We start from the raw sequence: 12,511 nt of genomic DNA, 5'->3' as shown, positions 1-12,511 counted from the left end.
GTGTGCGCCGACCTCAACTTTCCGTACCCGTTGACCCTGCCGAACTCGTTTAAAAGAAGTCTAAGAGCTTGCGGCGCGTAGGGGGTGGATTCCCGGTCGGCCCGGCCCCAAATGTTCTCCAGATTCCAAGCGAAACGCGCCGACTCTGCCAACATCAGAACCTGGCATCGATGGGGATGGACCTATTGTGGGTTCCGTGCAGGGCGACGGTGACGGATGGGTGCTCGCGGCTGACGGCTCCCACTTCTGGGGTCGCCATGGTGCGGCCGGACTTCTGCTGCGGGCGCCGCAGCCGGGTGGCGGAGCGGCGGTGCTGCTGCAGTACCGCGCGCCGTGGAGTCATCAAGGTGGCACCTGGGCGCTGCCGGGCGGGGCGCGCGACAGCCACGAAACTGTCGAGGAAGCCGCCGTCCGCGAGGCCTACGAGGAAGCCGGCCTGCTGGCCGAGCAGCTGACGGTGCGGACCACGGTCGTCACCGCGACCGCGATCGGCGAGGTGTGGACGTACACCACGGTCATCGCCGACGCGCCCGAACAACTGGCGACCGTGCCCAACCGCGAGAGCGTCGAGCTGCGCTGGGTCTCCGAGGACGACGTCGACTCGCTGCCGTTGCATCCCGGGTTCGCCGCCAGCTGGGAACAGCTGCGCAGCGTGACGGCGGCCATCCCGCTCAGTTCGTAGGGGCGTGCGGCAACGCTTGCTTGAGCGCCCGGGCCGCCGCGGCCGGGTCTTCGGCAGCGGTGATCGCCCGGACCACCACGATGCGGCGGGCGCCGGCGGCCACCACCTCGGGGACACGTGCCAGGTCGATACCGCCGATCGCGAACCACGGCTTGTCGGTCCCGGATGCTGCTGCTGCTCTGACCAGGTCCAGCCCGGGCGCCGTGCGCCCCGGCTTGGTGGGCGTCGGCCAGCACGGGCCGACGCAGAAGTAGTCCACGTCCTCGGTCACCGAGACGGCCAGCTGCTGCTCGTCATGCGTCGAGCGACCGAACAGCGGATCGGGCCCGACGATCTCGCGGGCCAGCGACAGCGGCAGATCGTCCTGGCCCAGGTGCAGCACGTCAGCATGCGCGCCGCGGGCGATGTCGGCCCGGTCGTTCACCGCGAACAGCGCGCCGTGCCGCCGTGCCGCGTCGGCCAGCACCTCCAGCGCCGCCAATTCCTGCTTGGCCTCCAGCGGACCGAACTGCGCTTCACCGGCCGAGCCCTTGTCCCGCAGCTGGATGATGTCCACGCCGCCGGCCAGCGCCGCGTCGACGAACTCGGCCAGGTCACCGCGTTCCCGGCGGGCGTCGGTGCACAGGTAGAGGGATGCGGACTGCAGACGCTGGGTGGCTTTAGGCACAGCGCGACGGTAGCGACTACCGTGGACGCCGCAACACGGGAGTCCCAGGACCGGGGGCTGAGAGTGGGGTCGTCCTACCCTTACCGTCACACCTGATCCGGATCATGCCGGCGAAGGGAGAGGATTTATCGTGCCGGCTGGCATGGCTGTAGTTGGCGGCGGCGTCATCGGTCTGGCCGTGGCGCGCCGCGCCGCGCTCGACGGGTGGTCGGTGCGCGTGCACCGGACCGAGGCGCCCGGTGCCTCGTGGGTCGCCGGCGGCATGCTCGCACCGCACTCCGAGGGCTGGCCGGGGGAGCAGGACCAGTTGCAACTCGGGCTGGACTCCCTGGCGCTGTGGCACGGCGGCTTCCTCGACGGACTGCCCGACGACGTGGTGACGGCCCGCGACTCGCTGGTGGTGGCGGTCGACCGGGCAGATGCGGCCGACGTCCGCACGGTCGCCGAGTGGCTGGCGGCGCAGGGCTATCCCGTGACACTCACGACCGCTGCCCGCGATCTCGAACCGCTGCTGGCGCAGGGGATTCGGCATGGCTTTCACGCGGAAACCGAACTGGCCGTGGACAACCGGCTGGTGGTCGAGGGGCTGATGGCGCACTGCGACCGCCTGGGCGTGCAGTGGGCCGGGTCGGTCGACTCGCTGGATCAGACGCGCGACGCCGATATCACCGTGCTGGCCAACGGAATCGACGCCCCGACACTGTGGCCGGGTCTGCCGGTGCGTCCGGTGAAGGGCGAGATTCTGCGGTTGCGGTGGCGTAAGGGATGTATGCCGGTGCCGCAGCGGGTGGTTCGTGCCCGCGTGCACGGCCGGCAGGTGTATCTGGTGCCACGTGCGGACGGTGTGGTCGCGGGTGCCACCCAGTACGAGCACGGCCGCGACACCGCCCCCACGGTCACCGGTGTGCGCGACATTCTCGATGACGCCTGTGCCGTGATGCCGGCGCTGGGCGAATACGAACTGGCCGAATGTGCTGCGGGACTGCGGCCGATGACACCGGACGGTCTGCCCATCGTGGGCTGGCTCGACGACCGCACCCTGGCGGCCACCGGTCACGGCCGGAACGGTTTTCTGCTGGCCCCGTGGACCGCACAACGGATTTCGGACCTGTTGACCGGCGATGCGAGAGAGAAGGTGGCACTGTGCTGATCACAGTCAACGATGAGAGCGTGGATATCCGCGAAGGCACCACGGTAGCCGAATTGATTGACACACTGGGCTTTCCGGACAAGGGCATCGCCGTCGCCGTGGACTGGTCGGTGCTGCCGCGGTCGGAGTGGGACGACGTCCTGACCGAGGGCGTCAAGATCGAGGTCGTGACGGCGGTGCAAGGTGGCTGAGGACATCCTGCGCATCGCGGACCGGGAGTTCGGCTCCCGGCTCATCATGGGTACCGGCGGCGCGGCGAATCTGGCGATCCTGGAGGAGGCGCTCGTCGCCTCGGGTACCGAGCTGACCACTGTCGCGATGCGGCGCATCGATGCCGAAACCGGCACCGGGGTACTGGATTTGCTGGGCAAGCTCGGCATCGCGGCACTGCCCAACACCGCCGGCTGTCGCGGTGCGGCCGAAGCGGTGTTGACCGCGCAGCTGGCGCGCGAAGCCTTGCAGACCAACTGGGTGAAACTCGAAGTGATCGCCGACGAGCGCACCCTGCTGCCGGACGCGATCGAATTGGTCCGCGCGGCAGAGCAATTGGTGGACGATGGTTTCGTCGTCCTGCCCTACACCAACGATGATCCGGTGCTGGCCAGGCGGCTCGAGGACACCGGTTGCGCCGCGGTGATGCCGTTGGGCGCGCCGATCGGCACCGGGCTGGGGATCTCCAACCCGCACAACATCGAGATGATCGTCGCGGCTGCCGGGGTGCCGGTGGTGCTCGACGCCGGCATCGGCACGGCAAGCGATGCCGCACTCGCGATGGAACTGGGTTGCGACGCAGTGCTTCTCGCAACGGCGGTGACGCGGGCCTCGGACCCGCCGATGATGGCCGCCGCGATGGCTGCCGCGGTCACCGCCGGTCGGCTGGCGTCGCGGGCAGGCCGCGTCCCCAAGCGGTTCTGGGCGCAGGCCTCCAGCCCGGCGCTATGACCGCGAGGTACGTCGCCCTCGGTAGTTCGATGGCCGCCGGACCCGGCATCGCGCCGGGGGCGCCCGGCGCACCGAAGCGGTCCGGCAGGTCGGCGGTCAACTATCCGCACCTCGTTGCCGCGCACCTCGGTTACGACCTTGTCGACGTGACCTTTTCGGGCGCCACCACCGCACACGTGCTCTCCGAACGGCAGTTCGGCGAGCCGCCGCAGGTGGATGCTCTCGACGGATCGGAGTCGTTGGTCACCATCACCATCGGCGGTAACGATGCCGGCTACGTCCCGATGCTCGGGGCCGCCTGCTTGCCCCGCTTCCTGCGGTCGGTGCCGGTCGCCGGCGGGCTGCTGCGTGGGCTACTCGATACGACGGCGCGGGATCAGGCGCTCGATGTCGTGGCTGAATCACTGAAAACCGTTGGGCGAGAAGTGCGTCGGCGTGCGCCGCTGGCCCGGGTGCTGTTCGTCGACTACCTGACGCTGCTGCCGCCGGCCGGTGTGCCCGCGCCGCCGATCGGTGCCACCGAAGCCGACCTCGGCCGGCACGTCGCCGCTCGGCTGGCCGAGCTGACGGCCGCGGCCGCCGCGGACACCGGCTGCGAACTGGTGCGGGCGGCCGACGCCAGCCGCGATCACCATGCCTGGTCCACCGATCCCTGGACCACCGCGTTTCACCTGCCGCTGCCGGGCCGGGTGGCGCCGCTGCACCCCAATGCCGCAGGTATGCGCGCCGTCGCGCGGATGGTGATCGAACGCGTATCGTGCGCCTGATGGTGCTGCCACCAGGCAAGGGGGTTGTCCGGCGATGATCCAGCTGACCGGATTGACAAAGGTTTTCGGGCGCAAACGTGCCGTAGATGATCTGACCTGCTCCGTCGAGCCGGGCTTCGTCACCGGTTTCCTGGGCCCGAACGGCGCGGGCAAGTCCACCACGATGCGCATGATCGTCGGGCTCGACCGCCCGACCTCCGGCACCGCGACGGTGCTCGGCAAGACCTACCGGGAGCTGAAGCATCCGCTGCGCAGCGTCGGCGCGCTGCTCGATGCCCGGCAGGTGAATCCCAACCGCACGGCTCGGGCGCATCTTCGGTGGCTGGCCGCCAGCAACAAACTGCCGAAGGCGCGCGTCGATGAAGTGCTGAACATCGTCGGACTGGCCGAAGTCGCGGGGAAACAGGCCGGCACATTCTCGCTCGGGATGTCGCAGCGGTTGGGTATCGCGGTGGCATTGCTCGGCGATCCCGAGGTGCTGCTGTTCGACGAACCGGTGAACGGGCTGGACCCGGAGGGCATTCGGTGGATTCGGACGCTCATGCGGGACTTGGCATCTGAGGGCCGGACGGTCTTGGTCTCGAGTCACCTGCTGGCGGAGATGGCGAACACCGCAGACCGGCTGCTGGTGATCGGGCGGGGACAGTTGATCAGCTCGAGCACCATGGCCGAGTTCCTGACGAGCTCCGGAAGCGACACCATCCGGGTGCGCAGCCCGCAGTTGGATCGGCTGCGGGAGTTGTTGACGGAACACGATGCGTCGGCCCAGCTTTCCGACGGTGTGCTGCTGGTTCGCGGAGTTTCGGCAGAGCAGGTGGGGGAGTTGGCTGCCGGCCACGGAATCGTGCTGCACGAACTGGCCGCCCAGCAGGCCTCGTTGGAGGAGGCGTACATGCGACTGACCGACGACGCCGTCGACTACCGGGCAGTCGGTGCGCCATGACCATCAACGCCGAACGGATCAAGCTGCAGACCACGCGTTCACCGATCTGGCTCATCTTGACGGTTGTGGTTGTGGGCCTGGGATTCGCCGCGATACAAGCGGCGGCGCTGGGTCCCCATGGGGTGCTCCAGCCCGAGCGCGCGGCGATCGGCGTCAGTGTTTTCGGTGTGCCGGTGCTGATGATCTTGTCCGCGATGTCGATCACGGGCGAATACCGGTCCGGCATGATCCGTACGACGTTCCTGGCCACCCCCCACCGAGCGTGGGCGCTGGTGGCGAAAGCGATCGTAACGGCGGCGCTTTCCGCCGTCGTCACCGCGATCATGGTGGCGGGCTCGATCGCGTTTGCCGCGTCATTGGTGAACGCGCAGCAGGGCGTGGAGTTGTCTTTCGCCAACGCCCAGGTATGGCGTGCTATCGGTGCGATGTCGCTGTATGCCGTGCTGGGAGCGGTGCTGGCCGTCGGTTTGGGCGGGTTGTTGCGGCACGCGGCGGCAGTGGTTGCGGTGGTGCTATTGATGCCGTTCGTCGTGGAACCGGTGCTCGGCGCGCTGCCCCAGGTCGGCGCGCGAGTGGGACCGTGGCTGCCGTTCGGGAACGCCTATACCTTCACCAAGACCCCCTGGTTCCAGACCTTCTCGTTGTGGTGGGGACCGCTTGGTGCGGCCCTCTATTTCGCCGCCGTGGCGGCAGGCGTGTTCGCGCTGGCGCTTGTGGTGGTCACTCGCCGCGATCCGTAGTCGGCGTTCGGTTTCAGCAAACGCAAATTATTGGTACAGCCCGTATCGGTGACTCGGCGGGTCCTGGTGGTTTCAGGCCTGCCCGAGTGCGGCCGCGTTCCGGGGGCACTCGGTGGCGCGGCGGGTGGTCTTTGGGTAGTGGATTGCGGCATCACGCCAGGCTTGTGGGTTAACTTTTCGCGTACGTCCGCTATTTTGGCAAACATGTCAATATCGATCGTCGGGATTGGCGTTGAGGCAACGGTCGGCGCGGCGATTGTGCGCAATTGCGTTCCTGAGAGCAGCCTTAAAACGTTGCTAATAATCTTCCAGTTCCGTCACTTCGATCCTAAAAAGTGCCAGTTACCTGCAAGTTTATTGTGAACAACAGCGATATCATACTGCTCGTACGTTAATTATCAGTTGCTGTAAATTATTTGCATTTGACGATCTTGATTCATCGAAGGTGCTGAATTTGGCCACGTTCGGCGGAAATATTCCACAGTGGTAGATATCACATTGCTTTTACAGCGAACATTGACTATTGGCATTTGCAGGTCCAACATTGGAATTCCGGCGGCATCGGGGCAGCCGGAGAGGAGCCTGATGATGAGTCAAAAAGAATCAACTTCGGCGGGATCCAAGGTGCGACCGACGTACCCGGTTCGTCGAGCGGGAGCCAGGCTGCTCGCCGGCTCCCTAGCAATCACCGCTGGCGTTTACTGCCAGCTGCCAACCAATGACTACAGAGTGGAACTTGCATCGGCGGGTTACGGGACGGTCAGCGACCTTCCCTTGGCGCCCAGCACGACGAATGGTCAGTCTTCGTCGTCGACTGGTCAGTCCACTGGTCAGTCGACGTCTTCGAGTGGTCAGTCGTCCAGTTCGAGTGGTCAGTCTTCGTCGTCGACTGGTCAGTCCACCGGTCAGTCGTCGTCTTCGAGTGGTCAGTCGTCCAGTTCGAGTGGCCAGTCTTCATCGTCGACTGGTCAGTCCACCGGTCAGTCGTCGTCTTCGAGTGGACAGTCGTCGACGAACGGTCAGTCGTCGAGTTCGAGCGGTAGTACATCGACGAACGGTCAGTCGTCCAGCTCGAATGGGCAGTCGACTACGACGGGTAACACCGGTCAGTCAACGACGACTGGTCAGTCCTCGAGTTCGAATGGTCAGTCTTCGTCGTCGACTGGTCAGTCCACCGGTCAGTCGTCCAGCTCGAGCGGCCAGTCGTCATCGTCGAACGGCCAGTCCTCGAGCTCGAGTGGTCAGTCGTCCAGCTCTAGCGGTCAGTCGTCGTCCTCGAGTGGGCAGTCGTCGTCTTCGAACGGCCAGTCCTCGAGCTCGAGTGGTCAGTCGTCGTCCTCGAGTGGGCAGTCGTCCAGCTCGAGCGGCCAGTCGTCGTCTTCGAATGGGCAGTCGTCCAGCTCGAACGGGCAGTCGTCCAGCTCGAGTGGTCAGTCGTCGTCTTCGAATGGGCAGTCCTCGAGTTCTAACGGTCAGTCGTCTTCGTCGAACGGGCAGTCGTCCAGTTCGAGTGGTCAGTCGTCGTCTTCGAATGGTCAGTCGTCCAGCTCTAACGGGCAGTCGTCTTCGTCGAACGGCCAGTCCTCGAGTTCTAACGGTCAGTCGTCTTCGTCGAACGGCCAGTCCTCGAGTTCTAACGGGCAGTCGTCTTCGTCGAACGGCCAGTCCTCGAGTTCCAACGGGCAGTCGTCGTCTTCGAATGGTCAGTCGTCCAGCTCGAATGGCAACTCGTCGACCACCGGCCCGTCGACCACGACTGGTTCGACCACGACCGGTTCGACCACGACTGGTTCGACCACGACCGGATCCACGACCAGTTCGACGACCGGAACACCTCCGCCCGCGGGTGACCTGTTCAGCTTCCTCTTCGGTTTGCTGCAGGGCATCCTGGACCTGGTGGTCAGCGTCTCCAACGGTGTCCTAGGCATTCTCACTGGCGGAAACGTCCAGATCTAGGTTCATCGGTTCTACGATGCTGAGAATGTCCCGTTCGCGACGTTTGGCAGAAAAGTCGCTGGGGCGGCACGCCTCCCGCAGGTCTAACCTGCGGGAGGCTTTCGCCAGCTTCGGCATCATCGTCATGCTGATGGTGGCTGTGATCTGGACTATTCCTGGGTCGCCGATCAAGGACACCATGATGCCGGAGCTGCAGCCGATTGCTCGATTCACCGGCTTGGATCAGACGTGGGGAATGTTCTCCCCGAATCCGCCGCTGTCGGTGCCCGAAGTGGAGACTGCTGTGCTCTACGACAGTGGTGCGCGGCGGGTATGGAAACTCGAAGGCGACCGGTCATTGGTGGGCCAGTTCTACTGGGATCGGTGGCGGAAGTTCAAAGAAGCATTGATCAATGAGCCGGTTACTCGTCCGGCTTATGCGATGTGGGTCGTTCGGAAACTGATGCAGCCGGGCGAGCACCCGGTCGGTGTGACGATCTTCTCCGATACGCGCAAGCTTCGGCCTCCGGGATCCAATGCGCCGGAGGAGCACGAACAAAAGATCTTGTACGACTGGAAGTTTGGGCCTGCGTCATGATCGCTCCGGTGGCAATGTTGCGTGAATCGGGCCGCAGCGCGGTGCAGGGTTGGCGGACCTTCTGGTTCAGTACGGAGCCGGCGTACACGCTGGGGATAATCAGGATTGCCTTCGGCGTCTTGGCTTTCCTCTGGTCGCTCGAGCTCGGGTTCGACTTGTATGACAAGTTCAGCGTCAACGGCATTGTGCCGCAGCCGCCGACGTACCAATTCTTGTGGGGCGTGTTCTATCGGTGGCCGGGTGATACCGCCTTGCTGGCCGGCTGGATCGTGCTGATGGTGGCTTCGCTTGTCATGATCGTCGGCTGGCACACCAAGCTGGCGACCTTCCTGGTGTTCGTGATGATCATGTCGTTCGAACGCCGTAATCCCTGGATCTTCAACTCGGGTGACGGGTTGATCCGAATCCTGTCACTGTATTTGGCACTTTCGCCGTGTGGTGCGGCGCTGTCGTTGGACCAGCGTCGCCGCTTCGGATCTTTCTGGTCCGCGCAGGACATCAAGGTCTGGCCGCTACGTCTGATGCAGGTCCAGATATCGATCATCTACATCACTACGGTGATCGCGAAGTTGCATGGCGATACGTGGCAGAACGGCTCTGCCGTGTCCTACACGTTGCGACTCGACGACATGCTGCTGCTGCCGAGCCCGGCCTGGATGTCCACCAGCCCAATGATCGGCAATGCGATGACGTGGGGCACCCTGCTGGTCGAGTTCTCGATCGGGGTTTTCGTCTGGAACAAACGTTGGCGCACAAAGGTATTGATCGCCGGCGTATTCCTGCATCTGACCATCCTCTTGACGATGGTCGTCGGGTTCTTCTCACTGGCGATCTTCGTGCTGTACCTGTCGTTCGTGCCGTGGGAACGGTCCAAGGCGGTAGCGAACGACATACACAGCCGGCTCAGTGCGGTGATGCAGCGGGTCCTTCGTCGCAAAGCTGATGCCGACGCCCCTGAACCTGAGCCCGGCGGCAGTGCTGCCGCTGAGGTCGACGCCGCGGCATCCGCGGAATGCGTTGCGCGTGAAGATGACAACGATGCCTCACCCGGCGGTCGGCACGCCTTGGATGACGATGAGGCACCTCGTGTTCGGCTGAACGGCAACGATGCTGCCCAGGCTGTGCGGGGCGCTACCGACGCGTCGGCGATGTCGCCGTAGCGGTTCTCCGCTCCTGACGCTCTTTCTCGCGACTGTGCGCCGCGCACGTGGGATCGGCGATCCAGCTCGATCACCAGCAAATGAGTTTTGTCGGGTGTCCGGATGCATGCAGTGCCACGGGACAAGGATTTGCGGCGGATGAAGTGCTCAGTTGCCGGCCGCTTTTCCCATGCCGGTCGCGGTGCTGGTATTCCGGATGTCAGAACCCGGAATCCGGGTAGTCCGAAGGTATGAACTTTTGTGACATCCGCAAATACAGCAAATACGTTAATTGGACAGGCTTATGAGCCCGCATTGCTGGGGTGAGAATAATTCAGGTGCCGGCGCCGCGCGAGGCGATTATCTTCCTGTACTGGTGAAAATGCATCGGGTCCGTCAGCTCTCTGTCAAAAATCAGCTATGAGCTGCAGGTATGTATCAATCAAGGCGGGTGCTCTCAGTCGATTACGCCCCGACTCGTGGCTATAATTTGTCGACTCTGAAAATTGCCTGCAATGCGGCTATTGAAACCAGCGTGAATTTCGACGTGTTAACCGAGATTTCTCGACACCGTTTTGCGCGTTCAGCGAACGTTGACTTAATCGAAGAATAGGATCAACATGAGTTCACCGGCTGCATCGGGGTGGCCGGAAAAGAGGTCCGATGATGACTGAAATTGACTTCCTCTCATCAGTGTCCAACCGGCGTCCGGTGGCGCCGTCACACTCGGTGGGTGCGGTATGTACGACCGCAATATCAGCTACCTTTTTCTGGGCTGGAGTCTCGACGGTCGGTCGCGGGGCTGTAGGTCTGGGCCGGATGAACGCACCTCGGAACGTGTTCCCGCGGCGCTCAGGAGATCTCGATGGATAACGTCAGCTGTATTCGCGACGCGTCGTCACCACCCTCGGTTCGGCCGACGGTCTCAGTCGTCATCCCCGCTCTCAACGAAGAGCGAAACCTCCCGCACGTAGCGTCGCGGATGCCGTTCGATGTGGACGAGATTGTCTTCGTGAACGGGAGCTCGATCGACAACACGGCTGCTGTCGCACGTGAATTGTGGCCGGCTGCAGTGCATATCGACCAAACGCGGACCGGAAAAGGCAACGCGTTGGCATGCGGTTTTGCGGCCGCGTCCGGCGACATCATCGTGATGATCGACGCGGACGGAAGTACAGATCCCGCTGAGATCCCCAGCTACGTCGGGGCCCTGATGTCGGGAGCAGATTTTGCGAAAGGGTCGCGTTTCATCCAGGGCGGTGGCAGCGAGGACATCACCAAGTTCCGCAAGCTGGGCAATAAGGCACTCAATGGCTTGGTCAACGTTCTGTTCGGTACCAAGTACACCGATCTGTGTTACGGCTACAACGCGTTTTGGCGCCGGTGCCTCGCTGCAATGGACTTGCCCAGCACCGCTGGCGAGTGCACACAATGGGGCGACGGCTTCGAGATAGAGACCCTTATCAACGTGCGGGTGGCCGGCAGCAAGCTGAACGTGATCGAGGTATGTAGCCACGAGTACAGCCGAATTCATGGGATCAGCAATCTCAATGCAGTATCCGATGGATTGCGGGTGCTGAGCACCATCGGCTCCGAATTCCGGAACCGCCACGTTCATCGCACTTCGATATCGGCCGGGGTCGCAAGATTGCAGTCGGTAAAGCCACCGGACGCGGGAGACCTTGTGTTCGTGCGCGGAGCGTGAGTCCGTGTCAAGCCACCGGGTCAACGTCGAGTGAGCATGTTCGCCCATTTCCAGCGCAGCTTCCTGGTGCCGGCGGAACGGTAGCGGCGGCAGTCGCTGCACAAGGCACAGTCAGTGCCTGCTCGGTAGTGTTCGTGACAGCCGCGGTCATGACCACAAATGCAGACGCTGCCACTCACCGAAACCAAGTTACCCGCGAGGCCGCGAAAATCCCCGCATCAGGGCGAGACCTTCGCTGACACCCGCTACGGTTCGTCCTTCGCTATCGCCGCGGAGAGTTGCGCTAGCTGGGAATACGACTGCGGTAACGCAGGCGGACCATTCCGCGTCCGCGCACCTCATGAACCTCGGACTCCCAGATGCGGTCGGCGCCGAGCCGGACGCAGGCAGCCATCCAGTGGGCATGCTCACCGGCTGCCACCGTGGCGTACAACTTCATTTCCGATATGCAAAACGGATAGAGAAGGCCTGCGGCGACAGCTTCCCAGGTCGCAGCGGACACTCCGGGAGTGTGTGGTGACCGGTAGTCGTCGAGGACCACCACCGCGCCCTCCGTGGCGTGTTCAACGGCCAATGCGATATCCGCACAGACACTGTCGTACGCGTGACTTCCGTCAATGTGAAGGAAGCGAAATGACCGGCCCGCTATTCGGTTGCGGAGGTGCGTGGACGGGCAGATCTCAACCTGCGGACGGCCTCCGTGAAACCGGCCGTAGTGGTGATAGAAGCGGTCCACGGTGAGCCCGTCGTAGGCTGCCATGCCTTCTTGCGGGACTCCGAAATCGTCGGGGTCGACTCCGAACAGATCGCAGACGACAAGTCGGTCGTCGTCGCGCAGTGCGTACCCGAGCAGGATTGTGCTTCGGCCCTGATATGAGCCGATCTCGAGAATGTCGCCTTCGGTGGAATCGGCGAGTTGACGGCCCAGAACAAAGTCGAACAGGCGGAAGTCGGTTGCGGAGAACCACCCGGGAACCGTCCGTGAATACGAAACATAATTCTCGGCGCCCGGCAGGCTGAGCGCGGCTCGACCACCGCGTCCTTCCAATACGCGGTTTGCTGCAGCCAGCACCTCGGCCGTTGCTCGCGTGTTGGCGATCTGCTCCAGAATCTGCATCGCTATCTCTTTCCTCGCGATTGCCGAACAATGATCGGGCTGTATCAGCGTGCAGCACGTCAGCTGGATGACTGACGAATTACCTTGATATGAAGCGGCGTGGGCAATTTGCCAGCATCCGAATAG

At 63.6% G+C, this 12,511-nt stretch carries 12 protein-coding genes; 10 read left to right on the top strand and 2 right to left on the bottom strand.

Features of this window, described 5'->3' with window-relative positions; translation table 11 throughout:
• Positions 1 to 196: 196 nt before the first annotated feature.
• The gene (locus AC1U2B_RS17140) at positions 197 to 682 is read left to right on the top strand and encodes an NUDIX hydrolase (protein WP_260971105.1); all 486 of its coding nucleotides are present in this window, start codon (positions 197 to 199) and stop codon (positions 680 to 682) included.
• Here the strand turns inward: AC1U2B_RS17140 and thiE are convergent.
• Positions 672 to 1,349 (bottom strand): thiamine phosphate synthase, encoded by a 678-nt coding sequence (gene thiE / locus AC1U2B_RS17135; protein WP_480217673.1) that lies wholly within the window; start codon positions 1,347 to 1,349, stop codon positions 672 to 674. The genes AC1U2B_RS17140 and thiE overlap by 11 nt on opposite strands.
• Positions 1,350 to 1,491: 142 nt before the next feature.
• On the opposite strand from thiE, the gene thiO reads away from it, so the two are divergent.
• From thiO to AC1U2B_RS17090, 9 genes are all read left to right on the top strand, one after another.
• Positions 1,492 to 2,499, top strand: coding sequence for a glycine oxidase ThiO (gene thiO / locus AC1U2B_RS17130; RefSeq protein WP_480217672.1), 1,008 nt, complete (start codon positions 1,492 to 1,494; stop codon positions 2,497 to 2,499).
• Positions 2,493 to 2,690, top strand: coding sequence for a sulfur carrier protein ThiS (thiS, locus tag AC1U2B_RS17125; RefSeq protein ID WP_071289580.1), 198 nt, complete (start codon positions 2,493 to 2,495; stop codon positions 2,688 to 2,690). The genes thiO and thiS overlap by 7 nt, the downstream gene beginning before the upstream one ends.
• Positions 2,683 to 3,441 carry a thiazole synthase gene (gene thiG, locus AC1U2B_RS17120; RefSeq protein ID WP_480217671.1) on the top strand — a complete coding sequence of 253 codons (759 nt, stop codon included), beginning with the start codon at positions 2,683 to 2,685 and terminating at the stop codon, positions 3,439 to 3,441. Before thiS ends, thiG begins: the two co-directional genes overlap by 8 nt.
• Positions 3,438 to 4,208 carry an SGNH/GDSL hydrolase family protein gene (locus tag AC1U2B_RS17115; protein ID WP_480217670.1) on the top strand — a complete coding sequence of 257 codons (771 nt, stop codon included), beginning with the start codon at positions 3,438 to 3,440 and terminating at the stop codon, positions 4,206 to 4,208. Before thiG ends, AC1U2B_RS17115 begins: the two co-directional genes overlap by 4 nt.
• Positions 4,209 to 4,242: 34 nt before the next feature.
• The gene (locus AC1U2B_RS17110) at positions 4,243 to 5,151 is read left to right on the top strand and encodes an ABC transporter ATP-binding protein (RefSeq protein ID WP_480217669.1); all 909 of its coding nucleotides are present in this window, start codon (positions 4,243 to 4,245) and stop codon (positions 5,149 to 5,151) included.
• Complete coding sequence (locus AC1U2B_RS17105; protein WP_480217668.1) at positions 5,148 to 5,891, top strand: ABC transporter permease; 744 nt, start codon at positions 5,148 to 5,150, stop codon at positions 5,889 to 5,891. The genes AC1U2B_RS17110 and AC1U2B_RS17105 overlap by 4 nt, the downstream gene beginning before the upstream one ends.
• A 1,981-nt stretch (positions 5,892 to 7,872) precedes the next feature.
• On the top strand, positions 7,873 to 8,424 hold the full coding sequence (locus tag AC1U2B_RS17100) for a hypothetical protein (RefSeq protein ID WP_480217667.1): 552 nt from the start codon (positions 7,873 to 7,875) through the stop codon (positions 8,422 to 8,424).
• Positions 8,425 to 8,438: 14 nt separating this feature from the next.
• The gene (locus AC1U2B_RS17095) at positions 8,439 to 9,584 is read left to right on the top strand and encodes an HTTM domain-containing protein (RefSeq protein ID WP_480217763.1); all 1,146 of its coding nucleotides are present in this window, start codon (positions 8,439 to 8,441) and stop codon (positions 9,582 to 9,584) included.
• Between the two features lie 844 nt (positions 9,585 to 10,428).
• The gene (locus tag AC1U2B_RS17090) at positions 10,429 to 11,268 is read left to right on the top strand and encodes a glycosyltransferase family 2 protein (RefSeq protein ID WP_480217666.1); all 840 of its coding nucleotides are present in this window, start codon (positions 10,429 to 10,431) and stop codon (positions 11,266 to 11,268) included.
• 283 nt (positions 11,269 to 11,551) lie between these two features.
• Here AC1U2B_RS17090 and AC1U2B_RS17085 read toward each other — a convergent pair whose 3' ends face one another.
• A complete protein-coding gene (locus tag AC1U2B_RS17085) occupies positions 11,552 to 12,385 on the bottom strand; it encodes a class I SAM-dependent methyltransferase (protein ID WP_480217665.1) in 834 nt (277 codons plus the stop codon).
• Positions 12,386 to 12,511: the final 126 nt, after the last annotated feature.

Source organism: Mycolicibacterium sp. P4_G11 (assembly GCF_056555145.1).
The sequence above is the reverse complement of the archived record's forward strand: the minus strand, read 5'-3'. Positions and strand labels throughout refer to the sequence as shown.